Annotated in this window: 22 protein-coding genes and 1 pseudogene; 14 read left to right on the top strand and 9 right to left on the bottom strand. The window is 63.2% G+C overall.

Translation table 11 applies throughout. From position 1 onward, the window contains the following. Nucleotides 1-37 precede the first annotated feature (37 nt). From accD to ACWTU8_RS13760, 4 genes are all read right to left on the bottom strand, one after another. Complete coding sequence (accD, locus tag ACWTU8_RS13775) at nt 38-964, bottom strand: acetyl-CoA carboxylase, carboxyltransferase subunit beta (protein WP_254024134.1); 927 nt, start codon at nt 962-964, stop codon at nt 38-40. A gap of 95 nt (nt 965-1,059) precedes the next feature. After that, nucleotides 1,060-1,899: a tryptophan synthase subunit alpha gene (gene trpA, locus ACWTU8_RS13770; protein ID WP_455848597.1), complete on the bottom strand. Its 840-nt coding sequence runs from the start codon at nt 1,897-1,899 to the stop codon at nt 1,060-1,062. Between the two features lie 2 nt (nt 1,900-1,901). Beyond that, nucleotides 1,902-3,152 (bottom strand): tryptophan synthase subunit beta, encoded by a 1,251-nt coding sequence (trpB, locus tag ACWTU8_RS13765; protein WP_065011514.1) that lies wholly within the window; start codon nt 3,150-3,152, stop codon nt 1,902-1,904. Nucleotides 3,153-3,185: 33 nt separating this feature from the next. After that, nucleotides 3,186-3,845 (bottom strand): phosphoribosylanthranilate isomerase, encoded by a 660-nt coding sequence (locus ACWTU8_RS13760; RefSeq protein WP_455848596.1) that lies wholly within the window; start codon nt 3,843-3,845, stop codon nt 3,186-3,188. A gap of 141 nt (nt 3,846-3,986) precedes the next feature. On the opposite strand from ACWTU8_RS13760, the gene ACWTU8_RS13755 reads away from it, so the two are divergent. Continuing rightward, on the top strand, nt 3,987-4,205 hold the full coding sequence (locus ACWTU8_RS13755) for a hypothetical protein (protein WP_455848595.1): 219 nt from the start codon (nt 3,987-3,989) through the stop codon (nt 4,203-4,205). A gap of 9 nt (nt 4,206-4,214) precedes the next feature. On the opposite strand, the gene ACWTU8_RS13750 is transcribed toward ACWTU8_RS13755, so the two are convergent. The 4 genes from ACWTU8_RS13750 to ACWTU8_RS13735 form a co-directional block, all read right to left on the bottom strand. Continuing rightward, nucleotides 4,215-4,973 (bottom strand): M48 family metallopeptidase, encoded by a 759-nt coding sequence (locus tag ACWTU8_RS13750; protein WP_455848594.1) that lies wholly within the window; start codon nt 4,971-4,973, stop codon nt 4,215-4,217. Between the two features lie 100 nt (nt 4,974-5,073). After that, complete coding sequence (locus tag ACWTU8_RS13745; protein ID WP_455839681.1) at nt 5,074-5,559, bottom strand: DUF2852 domain-containing protein; 486 nt, start codon at nt 5,557-5,559, stop codon at nt 5,074-5,076. Nucleotides 5,560-5,676: 117 nt separating this feature from the next. Beyond that, nucleotides 5,677-6,819: a benzoate/H(+) symporter BenE family transporter gene (locus ACWTU8_RS13740; RefSeq protein ID WP_455848593.1), complete on the bottom strand. Its 1,143-nt coding sequence runs from the start codon at nt 6,817-6,819 to the stop codon at nt 5,677-5,679. 4 nt (nt 6,820-6,823) lie between these two features. Next, on the bottom strand, nt 6,824-7,600 hold the full coding sequence (locus ACWTU8_RS13735; protein WP_455848592.1) for an alpha/beta hydrolase: 777 nt from the start codon (nt 7,598-7,600) through the stop codon (nt 6,824-6,826). Nucleotides 7,601-7,811: 211 nt separating this feature from the next. Here ACWTU8_RS13735 and infC point away from each other — a divergent pair, with 211 nt between their 5' ends. The 8 genes from infC to pheT all read left to right on the top strand — a co-directional run bounded on the left by infC (nt 7,812) and on the right by pheT (nt 14,733). Beyond that, on the top strand, nt 7,812-8,348 hold the full coding sequence (infC, locus tag ACWTU8_RS13730; RefSeq protein WP_455849056.1) for a translation initiation factor IF-3: 537 nt from the start codon (nt 7,812-7,814) through the stop codon (nt 8,346-8,348). Between the two features lie 127 nt (nt 8,349-8,475). Continuing rightward, entirely contained in the window at nt 8,476-9,120 is a 645-nt protein-coding gene (locus ACWTU8_RS13725) for a methyltransferase family protein (RefSeq protein WP_095517430.1), read from the top strand. Nucleotides 9,121-9,264: 144 nt separating this feature from the next. Then, the gene (locus ACWTU8_RS13720) at nt 9,265-9,921 is read left to right on the top strand and encodes a methyltransferase family protein (RefSeq protein ID WP_455848591.1); all 657 of its coding nucleotides are present in this window, start codon (nt 9,265-9,267) and stop codon (nt 9,919-9,921) included. A 160-nt stretch (nt 9,922-10,081) separates the two neighbouring features. Next, on the top strand, nt 10,082-10,285 hold the full coding sequence (gene rpmI / locus ACWTU8_RS13715) for a 50S ribosomal protein L35 (protein ID WP_006201248.1): 204 nt from the start codon (nt 10,082-10,084) through the stop codon (nt 10,283-10,285). 38 nt (nt 10,286-10,323) lie between these two features. After that, nucleotides 10,324-10,725: a 50S ribosomal protein L20 gene (rplT, locus tag ACWTU8_RS13710; RefSeq protein WP_006201247.1), complete on the top strand. Its 402-nt coding sequence runs from the start codon at nt 10,324-10,326 to the stop codon at nt 10,723-10,725. A gap of 95 nt (nt 10,726-10,820) precedes the next feature. Beyond that, nucleotides 10,821-11,906 (top strand): phenylalanine--tRNA ligase subunit alpha, encoded by a 1,086-nt coding sequence (gene pheS / locus ACWTU8_RS13705; protein WP_455848590.1) that lies wholly within the window; start codon nt 10,821-10,823, stop codon nt 11,904-11,906. Then, the gene (locus ACWTU8_RS13700; RefSeq protein ID WP_455848589.1) at nt 11,903-12,328 is read left to right on the top strand and encodes a GFA family protein; all 426 of its coding nucleotides are present in this window, start codon (nt 11,903-11,905) and stop codon (nt 12,326-12,328) included. The genes pheS and ACWTU8_RS13700 overlap by 4 nt, the downstream gene beginning before the upstream one ends. Continuing rightward, complete coding sequence (gene pheT / locus ACWTU8_RS13695; RefSeq protein ID WP_455848588.1) at nt 12,325-14,733, top strand: phenylalanine--tRNA ligase subunit beta; 2,409 nt, start codon at nt 12,325-12,327, stop codon at nt 14,731-14,733. The genes ACWTU8_RS13700 and pheT overlap by 4 nt, the downstream gene beginning before the upstream one ends. A gap of 66 nt (nt 14,734-14,799) precedes the next feature. Here pheT and ACWTU8_RS13690 read toward each other — a convergent pair whose 3' ends face one another. Then, on the bottom strand, nt 14,800-15,795 hold the full coding sequence (locus tag ACWTU8_RS13690) for an aldo/keto reductase (protein ID WP_455848587.1): 996 nt from the start codon (nt 15,793-15,795) through the stop codon (nt 14,800-14,802). Between the two features lie 96 nt (nt 15,796-15,891). Here ACWTU8_RS13690 and ACWTU8_RS13685 point away from each other — a divergent pair, with 96 nt between their 5' ends. From ACWTU8_RS13685 to ACWTU8_RS13665, 5 genes and pseudogenes are all read left to right on the top strand, one after another. After that, complete coding sequence (locus tag ACWTU8_RS13685; RefSeq protein WP_455848586.1) at nt 15,892-16,782, top strand: LysR family transcriptional regulator; 891 nt, start codon at nt 15,892-15,894, stop codon at nt 16,780-16,782. 189 nt (nt 16,783-16,971) lie between these two features. Beyond that, a complete protein-coding gene (locus ACWTU8_RS13680; RefSeq protein WP_455849055.1) occupies nt 16,972-17,550 on the top strand; it encodes a cytochrome b in 579 nt (192 codons plus the stop codon). 68 nt (nt 17,551-17,618) lie between these two features. Then, on the top strand, nt 17,619-18,194 hold the full coding sequence (locus ACWTU8_RS13675) for a YceI family protein (protein ID WP_455848585.1): 576 nt from the start codon (nt 17,619-17,621) through the stop codon (nt 18,192-18,194). A 184-nt stretch (nt 18,195-18,378) separates the two neighbouring features. Next, the gene (locus tag ACWTU8_RS13670) at nt 18,379-19,365 is read left to right on the top strand and encodes a Gfo/Idh/MocA family protein (RefSeq protein WP_455839671.1); all 987 of its coding nucleotides are present in this window, start codon (nt 18,379-18,381) and stop codon (nt 19,363-19,365) included. Between the two features lie 40 nt (nt 19,366-19,405). Beyond that, nucleotides 19,406-19,554: pseudogene (locus tag ACWTU8_RS13665) on the top strand (FAD-binding protein); the annotation flags it as partial. Between the last annotated feature and the right edge of the window lie 80 nt (nt 19,555-19,634).

Here is a 19,634-nt window from a genome sequence, read left to right as displayed (position 1 = left end):
TGGCGCGCAATCGCGGTTCGCGACGACGGATGTCGCGTCAGGCTTGCGGGCGTGCTTCCGCCGGGAGCGCCACCGGCGGCAGAATTTCCGGTTCCAGCGGCTTTTCTTCTTCCGGCAGCTTGAGCAGCATTTTCAGGAGCCGCGCGATCGTCTGGCGCATCTCCAGCCGCGACACCACCATGTCGACCATGCCGTGCTCCATCAGATACTCGGCGCGCTGGAAGCCGTCGGGCAGTTTTTCCCTGATGGTCTGCTCGATGACGCGCGGCCCGGCAAAACCGATCAGCGCGCCGGGCTCGGCGATGTGCACGTCGCCCAGCATGGCGTAAGAGGCGGTGACGCCGCCGGTGGTCGGGTTGGTCAGGACGACAATATAGGGAAGACCGGCTTCCTTCAGCCGATCGACGCCGATCGTGGTTCTCGGCAATTGCATCAGCGACAGGATGCCTTCCTGCATGCGTGCGCCGCCGGAGGCCGCGAACAGGATCAGCGGCCGCTTGCGTTGCACAGCGACCTCAAAGCCACGAACGATGGCATCGCCGGCTGCCATGCCGAGCGAGCCGCCCATGAAGGCGAAGTCCTGCACGGTCACCACCACCGGCAGGCCCTCGACGGTCCCCAGCGCATTGATGATGGCGTCCTCCAGCCCGGTCTTGGCCTTGGCCTCCTTCAGCCGGTCGGTGTAGCGCTTCTCGTCGCGGAATTTCAGTGGATCCTGCACCACCTTGGGGTTTTCGAGCATCTCGTACTTGCCGTCGTCGAAGAAGAATCTCAGCCGCTCCTTGGCCGAGATCTTCATGTGATGGCCGGAGGACGGGATGACGAACTGGTTCTGCTCCAGGTCCTTGTGGAAGACCATCTCGCCGGTCTCCGGATCCTTGATCCAGAGGTTCTCAGGCATGTCGGTGCGCCGGCCGAGCATCGAATTGATCTTCGGGCGAACGTAGTTGGTGATCCAGTTCATCGCTTCGGCTCCTGTCCTGACGAAGAGTTAGACCATGGTCTCGAAAAGGGGAAACCGGTTTTCAGTGGAGATCATGGTCAACCAGAAGATCAAGACTATTCGGCGGCAGCAAGGCGAGCGGCACGCACGCCTTGCGAAAGCCCGCTGACCAGCGTGGCGACCGCCTCGGCCGGATCGGCGGTCTTTTCGCCCTTCGGCCCCAGAACATTGGCGACCGCATTGACGATCGCGGTGCCGACGACGACGCCGTCGGCCGACGCCCCGATGATGCGTGCCTGCTCGGCGGTCTTTACGCCGAAGCCGACGCAGACCGGCAGGTCGGTATGCCCCTTGATGCGCGTGACCGCCGCCGCCACCTTGCCGGTGTCGGCAAGTGCCGAGCCGGTGATGCCGGTCATCGACACGTAGTAAACGAAGCCGGAGGTGTTCTGCAGCACCTTGGGCAGGCGCTTGTCGTCGGTGGTCGGCGTCGCCAGCCGGATGAAATTGATGCCGGCCTTGAGCGCCGGAATGCACAATTCCTCGTCCATCTCCGGCGGCAGGTCGACGACGATCAGCCCGTCTATGCCGCTGGCCAGCGCATCCCTGAGAAAGCGGTCGACGCCGTGGATGTAGATCGGATTGTAGTAGCCCATCAACACGATCGGCGTTTCATTGTCGGCGGCACGGAATTCCGACGCCATCTTCAACGTCTTGACCAGGGTCTGGCCGCCTTTCAGCGCGCGCAGGCCGGCGGCCTGGATCGCCGGGCCGTCGGCCATCGGATCGGAAAACGGCATGCCCATTTCGATGATGTCGGCGCCTGCCTTGGGCAGTGCCTTCATGATCGACAAGGCGGTGTCGTAGTCCGGGTCGCCGCTCATGAAATAGGTGACGAGCGCCGGACGGCCCTCGGCCTTCAGCTTGGCCATGCGGCGGTCGATGCGGGTGGTCATGATCAGATCTCCATGCCCAGCATATTGGCCACCGTATGCACGTCCTTGTCGCCGCGGCCGGACAAATTGACGATGACGATCTGGTCCTTGTCCATGGCGGGTACGATCTTCACCGCATGCGCGATGGCATGGGCGGATTCGAGCGCCGGGATGATGCCTTCGACGCGTGTCGTCAGCTGGAACGCCTCCAGCGCCTCGTCATCGAGGATCGGCACATAGTCGACGCGGCCACTGTCGCGCAGCCAGGAATGCTCCGGTCCGACGCCCGGATAATCGAGGCCGGCCGAGATCGAATGCCCGTCCATGATCTGCCCGTCGGCGTTCTGCAGGAGGTAGGTGCGGTTGCCGTGCAGCACGCCGGGCGCGCCGGCGCTCATCGAGGCGCAATGCTCGATGCCATCGAGGCCGCGGCCGCCGGCCTCGATGCCGATGATGCGAACCTCTTTGTCGTCGAGGAAGGGATGGAACAAGCCGATGGCGTTCGAGCCGCCGCCGACGGCGGCGATGATCGTGTCCGGCAGCCGGCCTTCCTGCTCCAGGATCTGGGCGCGCGCCTCGGTGCCGATCACCGACTGGAAGTCGCGCACCAGCTCCGGATAGGGGTGCGGGCCGGCGGCGGTGCCGATCAGGTAATAGGTGTCCTCGACATTGGTCACCCAATCCCGGAGAGCTTCGTTCATGGCGTCCTTGAGGGTGCCGTGGCCGGCGGTCACCGGCCGCACCTCGGCGCCGAGCAGCTTCATGCGGAAGACGTTCGGGCTTTGCCGGGCGACGTCGGTAGCGCCCATGTAGACGACACACGGAAAGCCGAAACGTGCCGCAACGGTGGCCGACGCCACGCCATGCTGGCCGGCGCCGGTCTCGGCGATGATACGCTTCTTGCCCATGCGCTTGGCCAGCAGAATCTGGCCGAGGCAGTTGTTGATCTTGTGCGAGCCGGTGTGGTTCAAATCCTCGCGCTTGAAGTAGACCTTCGCGCCGCCGCCCAGGCCCTTCGCCGAGGAAACCTCGCGAAGATGCCTGGTCAGGCCTTCGGCGAAATAAAGCTTGGAGGGCCGCCCGGCATAGTGGGTCGAAAGGTCCGTCAGCTCGGCCTTGAAATCCGGGTCGTCCTTAACCTCGTTCCAGTGCCGCTCCAGGTCGAGGATCAGCGGCATCAACGTTTCGGCAACGAAACGACCGCCGAAGATGCCGAACATGCCCTGCTCGTCGGGTCCGGTGCGGAAGGAATTGGGTGTCGCCGGCCTGTTCATCGCCGATCTCCTAGCTTGTGGTTTGAAGCACGGTCAGGCGGCGCGGTTGTCGCGTGCTGCCCTGACGGCCCGGAAAAACTGTTCGATCAGCGCCGGATCCTTGACGCCCGGTGCGCTTTCCACGCCCGAGGAAATGTCTAGTCCGGGCGGGTTGGCAAGCCGAAGGGCATCGCCGATATTGGCGGCGTTGAGTCCACCGGAAAGCATGTAATCGACGCCTGCGTCAAGGCCAGCCAGAACGCGCCAGTCGAAGGCAATGCCGTTGCCGCCCGGCAGTTCCGAACCCTTCGGCGGCTTGGCGTCGAACAGGAAACGGTCGGCAATGCCGACGAGGGGTCTTATCCGCTCCAGGTCGGCAGTCTCGCTGACCGGCAGCGCCTTCATCACCGGCAGGCCATAGCGGGCCTTGATCTTGGCCACCCGCTCCGGCGTTTCCGATCCATGCAGCTGCAGCATGTCCGGGCGCATTTTTTCGACGATTTCATCCAGAAACGCATCGCCGGCGTCGACCGTCACGGCAACCGCCTTGGCCTTGCCGATTGCCGCTTCGCGCAAGCGGCCGGCTTCCGCCGGCCCGAGATAGCGCGGGCTTTTGGCAAAGAAAATAAAGCCGACATGGCTGGCGCCGCCGGCCAATGCCGCGGCCAACGCCTTGTCGGTCTTCAATCCGCATATCTTGATGTCAAGCGCCATGACGCGGGGATTGGCACGAAACGGCAAAAGAGTCGAGAAAAAGCATCCTGTTTGCCGCCAGCGCGGAACGCGCTACCTATCTAGATAAGGATGCGGAACGCGCTACCTTACTTCAGACGGCACAGGCGGGAGCAAACAAGCATGGCAGACCAAACCGTCGCCCAACTCAGGCAAAAGCTCGCGCAAGCCCGCGAGGTCATCGCGCATCTGATGGACAAGGCCGCCTTCAACGGCGCCGAGGCACACCGCGCGCTCGACTATTTCCGCAACGATGCCTTCGAGAAGAATTTCTTGCCATGGCCGCGCCATACCGACGAGGGCTTGCGTCCTGAAGAGCTCAACGCTGCCAACGACGACTGATCGGGCGATTTACTCGAACATGATCGCTTGCAGCGCGCCGCCATTGCGCTTGAGCCAATCCTTGCAGCGCTCGGTGTCGGGGCAGAGCTGCTCGCACAATTTCCAGAATTTTGGGCCGTGGTTCATCTCCTTGAGATGCGCCACCTCATGCGCGACGAGGTAGTTTATGACCGGTCGCGGCGCCATCATGATGCGCCAGGAGAACGACAGGTTGCCGTCCGACGTGCACGATCCCCAGCGGCTCGACGTGTCCTTGAAGCGGATTGCCTTGGCGCGCTTGCCGACCGCCCCGGTATGCTTGACCACCAGCGCCTCGATTTCGCGCTTGGCTTCGCGCTTGAGAAAATCGGCGATGCGGCGCGGCAGGTGCACACGATCGCCATGCACGATCATCAGCGGACCGCGTTCGTCGCGCGACAGCGTGACGGTCCCGCGTTTCGAAGGCTCATGAACGATGCGATGCGGCACGCCGCGCACCGGTATCTTGATGCCCGGCCGCACCTGCGGCCGGTTGGGCACCTTGGCCAGCCGCTGCTCCAGCCAGTCCTGATGGCGATCGAGAAATTTTTCCACCTCGCCCCGCCGCAGGCCCGGCGGCACGGTGATGCGCAGACCACGGCCGCCGGAATCGATGCGCAGCGTCAGGCGCCGTGCCCGGTCGCTCTCGACGATCTTGAGCGGCAGCGTGCGGCCGGCAACACAATGCTCCCGCTCCACGACGGGGGCGGCCCTGGGTTTGGTCAGGTTGCGGAAGAAGCCGAATGACATGGCGGGACGATACGTGATTCGAGGAAAACGAATAGAACATAAAAGAAACGGCGCCGCTGACGCGACGCCGTTTCTGATTATTTATATCAGGCCAAGTGCCTTACTCGTCCAGTAGCCCTGGCGTGGATTTGCCACCGTTGCCAGTCCCCGTCGAGCCGGTCGATCCACCAGTTGTAGGAGATGTCGGCTTGTTGCGGTTCGCCATGAAGCGATCGAACTCTTCCTGGTCCTTGGCGCGACGCAATTCCCTGGCATATTCGTCGAACTCGCTCAGCATCTCGTCGAGCTTGCGGCGCTCTTCTTTGAGCCGCTCGAGTTCTTTTTCGCGCCAGTCGTCGAAAGCGACGTTGCCGGTGCGGGCGGAGCCGTGGCCCCAGCGCGCCGCTCTGTCGGAACCGCGGCGGCAGCCGGCGAAGATGCCGTCGGTCGCGCGGTTGACATCGCGCTTGAAGCCGTCAAGCCGGTCGCCCCAGATGATGTAGGCGAGCATGGCGAGGCCGAGCGGCCAGAACACCATAAAGCCGATCACCATCAGTGCGATGGTCGCCGGCGTCCAGGCCGGACGGATCAATGCAGATGTGTTCATTTTCTCCCAATCCTTCAGTTGGAGACAGCCAATCCCGGCTGCGTGGAATCGAAATGGGATGGGAAAAACGGCGATTCAAGACAGTGCCGGCCAAAACCGGACAAGCAGCTGAAATGATTATCGCTTTTTGAGGGTTTCGAGGAAAAGTACGACCAAACCGGCGATCAGCCCCCAGAATGCCGCGCCGACGCCGAAAAGCGTCAGCCCCGAGGCAGTGACGGCAAAGGTGACGGTGGCGGCCATGCGTTCGCCCTCCTCCTTCAAGGCAATCGACAGCGCGTTGGTGAGCGGCGCCATCAGCGCCAGCCCGGCCACCAGCACGATCAGGCTCTGCGGCAGCACGGCGAAGATCGCCACCAGCGAGGCGCCGAAAATGGCGAAGACGAGATAGGCAAGCGCGTAGAAGGGACCGGTCTTCCAGCGCTCGCCCGGATCGGGATGCACATCGGGGCCGGTGCAGATCGCCGCCGAGATCGCCGCCAGATTGGTGGTCGAGGCCCCGAACGGCGCCGACAGGAGCGAAAGCAGGCCGGTGACGCCGATCAGCGGGCCAGGTTCCGGGTGATAGCCCGCGGCCCTCAGCACGGCGAGGCCGGACAGGTTCTGCGAGGCCATGGTGACGAGATAAAGCGGCAGCGCCAGGCCAATGACCGCCGTGACGGTGAACTGCGGCGCAATCAGCGTCAACGTCGAAAGTTCCGGGGTCGGCAGGCCACCGACCCGGCCGGTGAGGAAGGCGGCAGCGCCGCCGCCGACCAGCACCGCCAGCACCGAGAGCGCCGGATTGAACAAGCGGATGACAAAGAAGGTGGCGATCAGCGGCAGGATCAGCCACGGGTCGACGGGAATGGCCTTCACCGCATTGATGGCGAAGGTGACGACGATGCCGGCCAGCATCCCCGACGCGACCGAGGCCGGTATCCTGGCGATCAGCTTGGTCAGAGGCCTGAACAGGCCGGTGGCAATCAGCAAAATCCCGGTGACGATGAAGGCGCCGACGGCTTCGCCGATCGAAAAGCCGCTCGATGCCGCGATCAGCGCCACCCCCGGCGTCGACCATGCGGCGATGACCGGCATCCTGGTGCGCCATGACAGCCACAGGCTCTCGATCGCCATGGCGAGGCAGATCGCCGTCACCCAGCTCGCGGTTTCGACCTGCGTCGCGCCGACCGCCTTGGCGGCGGCGATGACGATGGCCAGCGTGCCGCCGAAGCCGACAATCGCCGCGACGAAGGCGGATACCGGAATGGAAATGCGCATGTCCCTAGCCTGCCTGCCGCACCATGGCGTCGACCGCCCGCACCAGCATGTCGAGATCCTGAGGCCGCGACAGGCGGTGGTCGCCGTCGGGGATCAGCGACAGCGTGACGTCGTCGGCCGGCAGCAGGCCGACCAGTTTCAGCGCATGGCTCGGCGGCACGTCGGCATCGGCCAGCCCTTGCAATATGTGGACGGGGCAATGGGTGTCGATCGGCCCGTTCATTGTCAGGTTGTTGCGGCCGTCCTCGATCAGCGCTCGGGTGTAGATGTAAGGCTCGGCCGAATAGTCCGACGGCTCCGCGAAAAAGCCCTTCTTGGCAAGATCGCGCTTCTGCGCTTTCGTCAGCGCCGGCTCGACCAGCTCTGCGGTGAAATCCGGCGCCGGCGCCAGCAGCACCAGGCCGGCGATGCGGTTCTGGCCTTCCTTGTGCAATTCTTGGCGCAATTCCTGGATCATGCGCAGCGCGATCCATGCGCCCATCGACGAGCCGACCAGGATTTGCCTGCCTTGCGTGAAATGGCGGAAGACAGCGAGGCTTTGCGAAAGCCATTTCGAGACGGTGCCGTCGGCAAAGGCGCCGCCCGATTCGCCATGACCGGAATAGTCGTGGCGCAGGAATGCCCGGCCTTGCCCGCTCGCCCATTCCGCCAGCTTCTCGGCTTTGGTGCCCAGCATGTCCGACTTGTAGCCGCCGAGCCAGACAATGCCTGGCGCGGCACCCGCAGCGCGCCTGACAGCGATGGTGGTTCCGTCGACATCGAGAAAAACCGGTGCGGTCACGGCGAACTCCTCACGCAAGTCTTTTGACACAGCTGGCGGTTCAACGAAAAGTGCTCCGGCAAGTTTCTTCGTTTGGTACAGGCAGGAGTCAGGCAACAGGTGATTTCCTGTGAACGCTGTGCTATTGACTCCGGCCGCGCGCTCACCACATTGGCGCGTTCGCAATCTGAAATGAAAATCCTGAACGAAACGGCTCAAGGAGACCACGACCATTCGCAGACCTTTCAAAGCAACGGCGCCCACCAAGGAGGGCCCGCGCTCCAACCGTGACATCCGGGTTCCCCGGGTCCAACTTATCGACGCCGAAGGCCACAACCATGGCGATGTCTCCATCAATGACGCATTGCTGCTCGCCGAAGAGGCTGGGCTCGATCTGGTCGAGATATCGCCCAACGCGGTGCCGCCCGTCGTAAAAATTCTCGATCTCGGCAAATTGAAATACGCCAACCAGAAGAAGGCGGCCGAGGCGCGCAAGAACCAGAAGGTCATCGAGATCAAGGAGATCAAGATGCGCCCGAACATCGACAGCCATGACTACGAGACCAAGATGAAAGCGGTCCGGCGGTTTTTCGAGGAAGGTGACAAGGTCAAGCTGACATTGCGCTTTCGCGGCCGCGAGATGGCGCATATGGAACTCGGCATGCAGCTTCTGAATAAAGTTCGTGAGGAAGTGGCGTCCATCGCCAAGGTCGAAGCCGAACCGAAACTCGAAGGCCGCCAGATGATGATGGTGCTGGCGCCCCGCTAAGCGATCCCGTCGAAAGCAAAGGCCGCTTCGGCGGCCTTTTGTTTTGTTTTGTCTTCGCCATGATTTCTCCGCAAGTTCCATCGACAAGGATTCGGGCTGCCGGTCCTCGCGGCGAAAGGATTGTCCCATGGCCGCTGCGGCACGTTCTCCGATTGAACAGTCGTTTGACGAAATGGGCCGCTATCAGCGGCGCCGGCGCGTCCTGCTGGCGCTGCTGATCGGTGCTTTTTGCGCTTTGCTGATCTTCGGCGGCTCCACGCACGATGAACTAGGCCACGAACGCATAGAGGGGCAGTACGGGATCGCCCTGATACTGATCGGGATCGGCGGCCGGCTCTGGTCGATCCTCTATATCGGCGGCCGCAAGTCGGCCGAAGTGGTTGCCACCGGGCCATATTCGGTGATGCGCAACCCGCTGTATTTTTTCTCCACCGTAGCGGCCGCCGGCATCGGCGCCCAGACCGGCAGCGTGATCGTCTCGGTGGCGTCGGCGGTTTTGTGCGCGGCCGCGTTCTACATCGTCACGCTGCGCGAGGAACGGCATTTGACGACCGTGCTCGGGGCGCCGTACAAGGACTACATCGCACGGGTGCCGCGGTTTTTTCCCAATCCGCTGCTTTTTCGCGATCAGGCCGAGGTCACCTTCACACCGCGCATCTTCAATCACACGCTGCGCGACGGCTTGATGTTGCTGGCTTCCATACCGTTTTTCGAACTCATCGAGTCCGGACAGGAAAGCGGTGTAATTCCCGTCCTCTTCTGGCTGTATTAGTTGCGGATGATGGCAAAAGAGGCGACATGCATTAAATACGCCTGAATCATCCTGCAAAGGCGTCCCGCGATCGGCGGGGACGCCTGTTTTCTTGGCCAGGCGCTGCGATCGCTGGCGAAGTTCCTCGACGATCGGATTTCCGACATGCTTAATGAAGTGCAATCGGCGCGGGCCGAACAAGCGCAGGCCAAGCGTGCGCTGGGCAGGTATCAGCACGCACGAAGGATGGTGCTTGCCGCCCTCGTGGTCGTCATGTTCGCAGCGCTGCTGTTTGGCCAGTCTGCTTTTCCTCCCGAAAGCGTGCCGCACGAAACGATCGAAATGGTCGGCGTCCTGCTGATCTTGCTCGGCATTGTCGGGCGTTTGTGGTCAACGCTCTATATCGGCGGACGCAAATCCTCCGAGGTGGTTACCGGCGGACCCTATTCGATCACCCGCAATCCGCTCTATGTCTTCTCCTCGATAGCTGCCGCCGGCGTCGGCGCGCAGATGGGCTCGATCACTGCGGCGATCGGCTTCGCGGTGATTTGCGCCGCCGCCTTTCATGTCGTCATCCTGCGCGAAGAGAAGTTCCTGAAGGAGGCCTTCGGTCCTCCATTCCAGGCGTATATGGCGCGGGTGCCGCGCTTCTTTCCGAAGCTTTCGCTGTATCAGGAAGGCGGCACCGGCAGCTTCAAGCCGCGCCTGCTGCGGACGACGCTGCTCGACGGACTGGTATTCCTCGTTGCCCTGCCGTTTTTCGAATCGATCGACGGCGCCCAGCAATCGGGCATACTGCCGGTGCTGTTCCGTTTCCCATAGGCACAGGGTGTTGCGCGCCGGCCCGCTTTGACGTATAGCACCGCCGTTCCCAAAAACCGCCCGGCAGGGCATGCCGTGGCGGTTTCATTTGCTTTTCGGGCATTGGTCGGCCTGAAGCGAACAAAACGCGCGATGATGCGCACATAAACGGAGTAGCAAAATGCCCAAGATGAAGACCAAGTCAGCCGCTAAGAAGCGGTTCAAGATCACAGGTACAGGTAAAGTTCTGTCGGCTGCGGCCGGCAAGCGTCACGGCATGATCAAGCGTTCCAACAAGTTCATTCGAAATGCCCGCGGCACGATGGTTCTGGCTGAACCGGATGGCAAGAAGGTCATCAAGAATTTTCTGCCGAACGGCCTCTAAGGCATTCGGTCTGGACAACGTTTTAAGGAGATCATGACATGGCACGCGTAAAAAGAGGCGTCACTTCGCACGCCAAGCACAAGAAGGTCCTGAAAGCCGCCAAGGGTTTTTATGGCCGCCGCAAGAACACGATTCGCATCGCCAAGCAGGCGGTGGAAAAGTCGCTGCAGTACGCCTACCGCGACCGCAAGAACCGCAAGCGTTCGTTCCGCGCTCTCTGGATCCAGCGCATCAATGCCGCGACCCACGAGCATGGCCTGACCTATGGCCGCTTCATCGACGGTCTCAACAAGGCCGGCATCGAGATCGATCGCAAGATCCTGTCGGACATGGCCATCCACGAGCCGCAGGCATTTGCCGCACTTGTGGCCAAGGCCAAGGTCGCGCTCGAATACCTCAAGAACACCACGCCGAACGCTTTTGAAAGCGCTGTAGCCTAACCAGCGCCTTCCCAAGCACTTCGACACTTGATTTGGGAAACCCGCGCTGGCAGGGCTGGCGCGGGTTTTTCTTTGCCTCCAATCGGGCCTGAAACATGAGTGATATGGAAACCCTCGAAAATTCCCTGATGACCGACATCGCGTCCGCCGCCGACGAGGCCGCGATCGAAGCCGTTCGCGTCGCAGCGCTCGGCAAGAAGGGCTCGGTCTCAGAAATGCTGAAGACGCTCGGCTCGATGAGCGCAGAAGAGCGCCAGATAAAAGGCCCGGCTATCAACGGCCTCAAGAACCGCATCACCGAGGCGCTCACCACGCGCCGCGCCGAGCTGAAGGACGTGGCGATCGCGGCACGGCTCGCGGCGGAAAAGGTCGACGTCACATTGCCGGTGCGGCAATCGCCGGCCGAGCGCGGCCGCATCCATCCGATTAGCCAGGTCAGCGACGAGATTGCCGCGATCTTCGGCGACCTCGGCTTTGCCATCGCCGAAGGCCCCGATATCGAGACCGACTATTACAATTTCACCGCGCTGAATTTCCCCGAAGGCCATCCGGCGCGCGAGATGCACGACACCTTCTTCTTCCAGCCGGACGAGAAGGGCGAGCGCAAGCTTTTACGCACCCACACCTCTCCGGTGCAGATCCGCACCATGGAGGTGCAGAAGCCGCCGATCCGCATCGTCATCCCCGGAAAAACCTACCGGCAGGACTCCGATGCCACCCATTCGCCGATGTTCCATCAGGTCGAGGGACTGGTGATCGACAAGACGGCCAATGTCGCCAACATGAAATGGGTGCTGGAGGAGTTCTGCAAGGCCTTCTTCGAGGTGCCGCAGGTCAAGATGCGCTTCCGGCCGTCCTTCTTCCCGTTCACCGAACCCAGCATGGAGGTGGACATCCAGTGCGACCGTTCGCGGCCGGGCGAGGTGCGCTTCGGCGAAGGCTCCGACTGGATGGAGATCCTCGGCTGCGGCATGGTCCACCCCAACGTGCTCCGCTACGGCGGGCTCGATCCCGACGAGTATCAGGGCTTTGCCTGGGGCATGGGCATCGACCGCATCGCCATGCTGAAATACGGCATGCCGGACCTGCGCGCCTTCTTCGACGCCGATGTGCGCTGGCTGTCGCATTACGGCTTCCGGCCGCTCGACATGCCGACGCTATTCGGGGGCTTGAGCGCATGACAGCGGCCCACACCGGCGGCTGCCGTTGCGGCGCCGTGCGGTTCGAGGCTTCGGCCGAACCGCACCATGTCAGCTATTGCCATTGCGGCGATTGCCGGCGGGCCAGCGGCGCGCCGGTGTCGGTTTTCGTCGGCTTCATGACCGAGCAGGTCGCCTTCACGGGCAAGGCGCTGAAGATGTTCGAGAACGGGTCGGTGACGCGCTCCTTTTGCGGCGTCTGCGGCTCGCCGATCGCCTATGTCGACGAGCGGCTGGCCGACCATATCTATTTCGTGCTCGGCGCCATGGACATGCCGGCCTATTTCAAACCGACGCACCATGCCCATGTGCGCGAGCAACTGCCCTTCCTGCACATGCCGGACGACTTGCCGCGCCATTTGAAGACCAGCGTGCCCAGACCATCAGACGGAACACAGTCATGAAACTCACCCTCTCCTGGCTCAAGGATCATCTCGAGACCGACGCCTCGCTGGCCGAGATCGTCGAGCGGTTGACCTCGATCGGCCTCGAAGTCGAGCATGTCGACGACAGGTCGAGCCTGAAGCCGTTCGTCATCGCCAAAGTGCTGACCGCGGTGCAGCATCCCGACGCCGACCGGCTGCGCGTGCTGACGGTCGATACCGGCGACGGCAAGGCCCCGGTGCAGGTCGTCTGCGGTGCGCCCAACGCTCGCGCTGGCCTGATCGGCGCCTTTGCAGCACCCGGCACCTATATCCCCGGGATCGACGTGACGCTGGCGGTCGGCAAGATCAGGGGTGTCGAAAGTCATGGCATGATGTGCTCCGAGCGCGAGCTGGAGCTTTCCGAAGAGCATGACGGCATCATCGACCTGCCCGCCGATGCGCCTGTTGGCACCAGCTACGCCGCCTACGCGCATGTCGACGATCCGGTCATAGAGATCAATTTGACGCCGAACCGTCCGGACGCGACCAGCGTCTATGGCATCGCCCGCGATCTGGCGGCGAGCGGACTCGGCCGCCTTGTCGGCGGCGCGATCATGCCGCATGCCGGCGACGGCATGTGCCCGGTCAAGGTGAAGATCGAAGCACCGGAGCTTTGCCCGGGTTTCGCGCTCAGGCTGGTGCGCGGCGTGAAAAACGGCCCGTCGCCGAAATGGCTCCAGCAGCGGCTGATCGCCATTGGGCTGAGACCGATCAGCGCGCTGGTCGACATCACCAACTACGTCACCTTCGACCGCGGCCGGCCGCTGCATGTGTTCGACGCCAACAAGGTCGCCGGCAACCTCACCGTGCGGCGGGCCAGCGATGGCGAAAAGGTACTCGCCCTCGACGGGCGCGAATACACGCTGACGCCTGACATGTGCGTCATAGCAGACGAGGACGGCGTCGAATCGATCGCCGGCATCATGGGCGGCGAGCATTCCGGCTGCGACGAGAACACTACCGACGTGCTGATCGAATCCGCACTTTGGGATCCGATCACCACCGCGCGCACCGGCAGGACGCTAGGCATCATCAGCGATGCGCGTTACCGGTTCGAGCGCGGCGTCGACCCCGAATTCATGGTGCCCGGGGTGGAACTGGCCACTAAGCTGGTGCTGGATTTCTGCGGCGGGACGCCGACCGAAACCGAAGTCGTCGGCTATGCCGGCCATGTCGAGAAGATCGTTTCCTTCCCGTTGTCGGAAGTGAAGCGGCTGACCGGCATCGAGGTGCCCAGGGACGGGAGTCTCGCCATCCTTTCGCGCCTCGGCTTCAAACCGGAAGGCGTGGGTGATGTCATCAATGTCGCCGTGCCATCCTGGCGGCCGGATGTCGACGGCAAGGCCGACCTGGTCGAGGAAGTCATGCGCATCCATGGCATCGACAATATCGCGCCGCAGCCGCTCGGCGCGCATGATGCCGTCAATGCCAAGATCCTGACCACGCTGCAGGTCCGCACCCGCGCCGCCAAGCGGGCGCTGGCGGTGCGCGGCATGATGGAGGCGGTCACCTGGTCGTTCATTCCGGCAAAACATGCCGAACTGTTCGGCGGTGGCGAGACAGCACTCAAGCTCGCCAATCCGATCGCCGCCGACATGTCCGACATGCGGCCGTCGCTGCTGCCGGGCCTGATCGCCGCTGCCCAGCGCAATGCCGACAAGGGCATCGGCGATGTTGCGCTGTTCGAAGTATCGGGCACCTACGAGGGCGATGCGGCCGACCAGCAGCGACGCGTCGCCGCCGGCGTTCGGCGCGGCACGGCCAAGCTCGAAGGCTCCGGCCGGCATTGGGCCGGCAATGCCGGTCCGGTCGGCGTTTTCGACGCCAAGGCCGACGCGATCGCAGCACTCGAAGCCTGCGGCGCGCCGGTCGAGCGGCTGCAGATCGAGGCCGGCGGCCCGGCCTGGTATCATCCCGGCCGTTCCGGCACGATCAAGCTCGGACCTAAAGTCATCTTGGGAACGTTCGGCGAATTCCACCCTAAGACGCTGGAGGAACTGGACGTCTCCGGGCCGCTCTGCGGCTTCGAGGTCTTCGTCGACGCCGTACCCGAGCCGAAGGCCAAGGCGACGCGGACGAAACCGAAGCTGGAATTGTCTGCCTTCCAGGCGGTCAAGCGCGATTTCGCCTTCGTCGTCGACAAGGCAGTCGAAGCCGGCACGCTGACCCGTGCCGCCCTTGCTGCCGACAAGAAACTGATCACCAACGTCTCGGTTTTCGACGTGTTCGAAGGGGCATCGCTCGGCGCGGCCAAGAAATCGATCGCCATCGAAGTGTCGATCCAGCCGATCGAAAAAACGCTGACCGACGAGGATTTCGAGACGCTGGCAAAGCGCATCGTCGAGAATGTGCACAAGCAGACCGGCGGCGTGCTGCGGGCATAAAAAATTTGGATTGGAAACAAAGAAGGGGCGCCGGAGCGCCCCTTCGAATTTTCATCCAGCCGCTGTCTATCCGTTGACCAGCGCGAGCATCTCTTCGGTGTAGCGCTTGCCGGTGACCTTCTCCGGCGACAGCGCGTCGCCGATGGCCGCCGCCTCGGCTTGGCTCAGCGCGATCTGTGCCGCTGCCGCGTTCTGCTTCAGATGGCGGATCTTGCGGGCGCCGGGGATCGGCACGATGAAATCGCCCTGATGCAGCACCCAGGCGAGCGCCAGCTGCGCCGACGTCACGCCCTTCTGGACCGCCATCGTCTCCAGCGTGGCGATAACAGCCGCATTGGCTGCCATGGCGTCGGCCTGGAAGCGCGGCAGAGTGAGGCGCCAATCGCCGGCACCGAGTGCCTCTGGCTTGGCGATCGTGCCGGTCAGCAGGCCACGACCAAGCGGGCTGTAGGGAACAAAGCCGATGCCGAGTTCGCGGCAGACGGCAAACACCTCTTCTTCCGGATCGCGGCTCCACAGCGAATATTCGCTCTGCACGGTTGATATCGGATGCACGGCATGCGCCCGGCGAATGGTCGCGGCACTCGCTTCCGACAGGCCGAGCGCGCGCACCTTGCCTTCGCGCACCAGCTCGGCCATGGCGCCGACCGTATCCTCGATCGGGACATTGGGATCGACGCGATGCTGGTAGTACAGATCGATCACCTCGGTGCCTAGCCGCTTCAATGAGGCTTCGGCGACCGCTTTGACGTGTTCGGGACGGCTGTCAACGCCTGCCATGCGCTCGACGCCATTGCCTTCTTCCCGGATCTTGAAGCCGAATTTTGTCGCGATCGTCACCTGATCGCGCACCGGCTTCAACGCCTTGCCGAGCAGGATCTCGTTCTCGTAGGGGCCATACACCTCGGCTGTGTCGAAGAAATTGACACCAATATCGACGGCGCGGCGCAGCGTGGCGATCGCGTCGGCCTCCGCCTGGCCGCCATAGACGAAGCTCATCCCCATGCAGCCGAGGCCGACCGGATAGACGTCAAGTTCATTTCCAAGCTTGCGGGTTTGCATTATGCGTCTCCTTGTTGTGATGCGACGGAAATAGCGTCTTGCACCGCGTTCGATAATCGGCTCTCCTTCGCACGGGCTGTTCTAAAAAACAGATCAATGAACCGAACTCACCTCTCACAGCTTGCAGTGTTAGCAACCGTCGCCCAGTGCGGCAGCTTTCGTGGCGCGGCCAGGGAACTGGCCATTGCGCCCTCCGCAGTCAGCCATGCGGTTTCCAGCCTGGAAGCGCGTCTTGGCGTGCGGCTCCTGGCGCGCAGCACGCGCAGCGTCGCCCCGACCGAGGAAGGCGCACAGCTGCTCGAGCGGCTGAGGCCGGCGTTGTCCGAAATCGACCTCGCCCTGGAATCGGCGGTCGAGGCGCGCGACCGGCCGGCCGGCAATCTCAGGCTGACCGTGCCGCGCACCGCAGCCCACCTGGCGCTGACGCCGCGGCTCGGCGCCTTTGCATCGGCCTATCCCGACATCGTGCTGGAGATCGTCATTGAAGATCGCTTCACCGACGTGGTCGAAGGCGGCTTCGACGCCGGCGTCCGGCTCGGCGAGAGCCTGCAGCGCGACATGATCGCGGTGCGCATCGGGCCAAACCTTCGCGGCGCCGTCGTCGGCGCGCCATCCTATTTCGCGACCATGCCCAGACCACACCATCCGCACGATCTTGCCGGTCACCGTTGCATCCGCTTCCGCTTTTCCAGCGGCATCCTCTACCGCTGGGAATTCGAGAAGGACGGCGAGGAGATCGAGCTGGCGGTGCAAGGGCCGCTGATCCTCGACGAGGACCATCTGATCGCCAATGCGGCGATCGACGGCGCCGGCCTTGCCTTCTTGTTCGAGGATTATGTTCGCGATGGCATTGCCGACGGCAAGCTCATTCGCGTGCTGGAGGACTGGTGCGCGCCCTTCGACGGTTTCTTCGTCTACTATCCGAGCCGCCGCCAGATGCGGCCGTCGCTCAGGGCCTTTGTCGATTTCTTCAAGATGAGCGGGTAGGCCACCCTCCCCCTTGTGGGGAGGGTCGGCTCGCAGTCGGAGCAAAGCGGAGGCTGCGAGACGGGGTGGGGATAGCGCCCTACGAGAACCCCACCCCGCTTCGCAAAATCCGCCTGGCGGCATTTGCTGCGCGACCCTCCCCACCAGGGGGAGGTGGAAGAACGCGGCCCCGGCATTCGTTCACCGACAATGCCGGCATGGATCACAAACACTACGACCCGCTATGGCTGGTCGGCGATCGTCCTCCATTGGCTGATCGCCGCGATCTTCATCGGCCAGTTCGCGCTCGGCTTAGTCATGATGCGGGTATCCAGCCAGCGCACCGCCTTCGAGCTGATCCAACTGCACAAATCTTTCGGTTTCCTGCTGCTCGGCCTGGTGATCCTGCGCATTGCCTGGCGGCTCGGCAATGCGGTGCCTGCGCTGCCACGCTCGGTCGGACGCTTCGAGCGCCGGACAGCGCCGCTCGTCCATTTCGCGCTCTACGCGTTTCAGCTCGCGCTGCCCCTGTCCGGCTGGGCGCTGGTGTCGGTGTCGATGCTGGAGATCCCGAGCGTGCCGTTCAACCTGTTCGTCATGCCGGACCTGCCACTCGCGGAATCGGACCCGGCGGAAAGCTTCTGGACGTCGGCGCATTGGTATCTCGCCTATGCCGGCATCGGACTTGTCGCCCTGCATTTCGCCGCGGCGCTGCGCCATCATTTTTGGCTGAAGGACACGGTGCTGACGCGCATGATCACGCCTTCGTCAAATCACAACGCGGAATAGAGTGGGAGGCTCATTCGTTGGTGGGGCGAGGGCGCTAAAAAGCGTTGCCTCCAAAAAGGATCACGCCCATGGTTGCGCGCATCTTCGGATTTGCGGCGGTCGCCGCTTGCCTTGCCGTGCCTGTTTTCGCGGCGGTGGCGCTCAGCGACGCTGCCGGCAGCTACACGATCAGCCCGGCCGGTTCCAGCATCCGTTTCTCCGTCGGCAAGGCCGGCGGCGGCGGGCTCGCCGGCGCCTTCGCCCGCTTCAAGGGCAGCATCCGCATCGATAACAGCAATATCGGGCGCTCCCAGGTCAATATCACGATCTTTCCCGAAAGCGTCGGCACCGGCCAGCGCCGCGTCGACGCCTTCCTTCGCTCCGACGCGGTGTTCGACGCAGCCAACAATCCGGAAATCCAGTTCCGCTCGACCAGCGTGAAACGCACCGGCGACACGTCAGCCCTTGTCACCGGCCGGCTGACGGCGCGCGGCAAGACTTTTCCGGAAAAGTTCACAGCCGAGCTCGCCGGCCTCAAGGCAGGCACGATAAAATTCCATGTCACCGGCAAGGTGCTGCGGTCGCGCTACGGCATGGATGTCGGCACGCCGATCTATTCGAACGTCGTCGACTTCGACATGACGCTTACAGGTAGAAGGGGATAGCCTTTGCAGGACCTGAGTTCCTCTCCCGACTTCGTGGCACGAAGAACCCAAGCTCTGCGGAGGGCAGCGCCGGCACCCGAACAAGCCGCAGACGATCGCCTTGCTCCCTGCCATGCTTCGCATTGGCTTTTCCGCCGATTTCAGGCAAACCTCGACGTCTGCAATTTAAAGATGGAGAAGCCTGATGTTCCGATGGGGTGTTTTGTCGACGGCCAAGATCGGCCGCGAGCATCTTTTGCCCGCAATAGTCGAGGCGGAGAACGGCGTGCTGTCCGCGATCGCCAGCCGCGACATGTCGAGGGCCCGTGCCCTGGCCGATCGTTTCGGCGCGCCCCATGCCTTCGGTTCCTATGACGAGCTGCTCGCATCCAAGGACGTCGACGGCGTCTACATCCCGCTGCCGACCGCGCAGCATGTCGAATGGACCGCCAAGGCGATCGAGGCCGGCAAGCATGTTCTGGTCGAAAAGCCGCTGGCGCTCGATGCCAAGGACATTCCGCCGCTGATCAAGCTGCGCGACGCCAAGAACGTGCTCGTCTGCGAAGCCTTCATGGTCGTCTACCACCTGCAATGGATCAAGGTGCGCGAGCTGATCGCCAACGGCGCCATCGGCCGGCTGCGCCATGTGCAGGGCGCGTTCTCCTACTACAATGTCGATCCCAAGAACATGCGCAACCAGCTCGATCTCGGCGGCGGCGCGCTGCCCGACATCGGCGTTTACCCGACGGTATCGACTCGTTTTTCGACGGGCAAGGAGCCGCTGCGCGTCCAGGCGACGATCGAGCGCGACAAGACGTTCGGCACCGACATCTACTCCTCGATCCGCGCCGATTTCGGCGACTTCGAACTGTCGTTCTACCTGTCGACGCAGATGGCGGCGCGGCAGGTGATGGTATTCCACGGCGAGAAGGGCTTCATCGAGGTGCTTTCGCCGTTCAACGCCGGCATCTACGACCATCATCGCATCGAGCTGCACAACCAGAACCACAGCGAGGCGCAAGTGTTCCGCTTCCCCGGCATGCAGCAATACCGGCTCGAGGTCGAGGCCTTCGCGCGGGCGGCACAGGGTGGCACCGACCGCGTCTTTACGCTGGAAGAGTCGGTGCTCAACCAGAAGGTCATCGACGCCATCTTCCGCGCCGGCGAGAAGGAAGGCTGGGAGACGGTCTGACGATCCGTCAAAGCCGGGAGGAGAGCCGGGGGAGGAGAGAATGGCTGACGATGCCGATGTGATCATTGTCGGCGCCCGGCCTTGCCGGCCCTCGTCGCCGCGGCGGAACTGGCCGAGGCCGGCAAGAAGATCGTCGTCGTCGACCAGGAGCCGGGCCAGTCGCTCGGCGGCATTTTCCTCGTCGATTCGCTCATGGTACGCGGCGCTGGAAGGCACGTTTCTCGGCGGCTGCATCTTTTCCGGGCCGCAGCGCCGGCCGCGCGGCGTCA

This window comes from Mesorhizobium sp. BHbdii, from assembly GCF_053848045.1.
Note: the sequence above shows the minus strand (reverse complement) of the source record. Positions and strands in the feature narration are given on the sequence as shown.

Bases quoted from the DNA above. Each gene is read 5' to 3' on its own strand.
- rpmI (WP_006201248.1), top strand. From the start codon at position 10,082: ATGCCCAAGATGAAGACCAAGTCAGCCGCTAAGAAGCGGTTCAAGATC.
- ACWTU8_RS13720 (WP_455848591.1), top strand. From the start codon at position 9,265: ATGCTTAATGAAGTGCAATCGGCGCGGGCCGAACAAGCGCAGGCCAAG.
- ACWTU8_RS13760 (WP_455848596.1), bottom strand. From the start codon at position 3,845: ATGGCGCTTGACATCAAGATATGCGGATTGAAGACCGACAAGGCGTTG.
- trpB (WP_065011514.1), bottom strand. From the start codon at position 3,152: ATGAACAGGCCGGCGACACCCAATTCCTTCCGCACCGGACCCGACGAG.
- trpA (WP_455848597.1), bottom strand. From the start codon at position 1,899: ATGACCACCCGCATCGACCGCCGCATGGCCAAGCTGAAGGCCGAGGGC.
- ACWTU8_RS13755 (WP_455848595.1), top strand. From the start codon at position 3,987: ATGGCAGACCAAACCGTCGCCCAACTCAGGCAAAAGCTCGCGCAAGCC.
- ACWTU8_RS13725 (WP_095517430.1), top strand. From the start codon at position 8,476: ATGGCCGCTGCGGCACGTTCTCCGATTGAACAGTCGTTTGACGAAATG.
- ACWTU8_RS13750 (WP_455848594.1), bottom strand. From the start codon at position 4,973: ATGTCATTCGGCTTCTTCCGCAACCTGACCAAACCCAGGGCCGCCCCC.
- ACWTU8_RS13690 (WP_455848587.1), bottom strand. From the start codon at position 15,795: ATGCAAACCCGCAAGCTTGGAAATGAACTTGACGTCTATCCGGTCGGC.
- accD (WP_254024134.1), bottom strand. From the start codon at position 964: ATGAACTGGATCACCAACTACGTTCGCCCGAAGATCAATTCGATGCTC.
- ACWTU8_RS13700 (WP_455848589.1), top strand. From the start codon at position 11,903: ATGACAGCGGCCCACACCGGCGGCTGCCGTTGCGGCGCCGTGCGGTTC.
- rplT (WP_006201247.1), top strand. From the start codon at position 10,324: ATGGCACGCGTAAAAAGAGGCGTCACTTCGCACGCCAAGCACAAGAAG.
- ACWTU8_RS13670 (WP_455839671.1), top strand. From the start codon at position 18,379: ATGTTCCGATGGGGTGTTTTGTCGACGGCCAAGATCGGCCGCGAGCAT.
- pheS (WP_455848590.1), top strand. From the start codon at position 10,821: ATGAGTGATATGGAAACCCTCGAAAATTCCCTGATGACCGACATCGCG.
- ACWTU8_RS13740 (WP_455848593.1), bottom strand. From the start codon at position 6,819: ATGCGCATTTCCATTCCGGTATCCGCCTTCGTCGCGGCGATTGTCGGC.
- ACWTU8_RS13675 (WP_455848585.1), top strand. From the start codon at position 17,619: ATGGTTGCGCGCATCTTCGGATTTGCGGCGGTCGCCGCTTGCCTTGCC.
- ACWTU8_RS13745 (WP_455839681.1), bottom strand. From the start codon at position 5,559: ATGAACACATCTGCATTGATCCGTCCGGCCTGGACGCCGGCGACCATC.
- pheT (WP_455848588.1), top strand. From the start codon at position 12,325: ATGAAACTCACCCTCTCCTGGCTCAAGGATCATCTCGAGACCGACGCC.
- ACWTU8_RS13680 (WP_455849055.1), top strand. From the start codon at position 16,972: ATGCCGGCATGGATCACAAACACTACGACCCGCTATGGCTGGTCGGCG.
- ACWTU8_RS13685 (WP_455848586.1), top strand. From the start codon at position 15,892: ATGAACCGAACTCACCTCTCACAGCTTGCAGTGTTAGCAACCGTCGCC.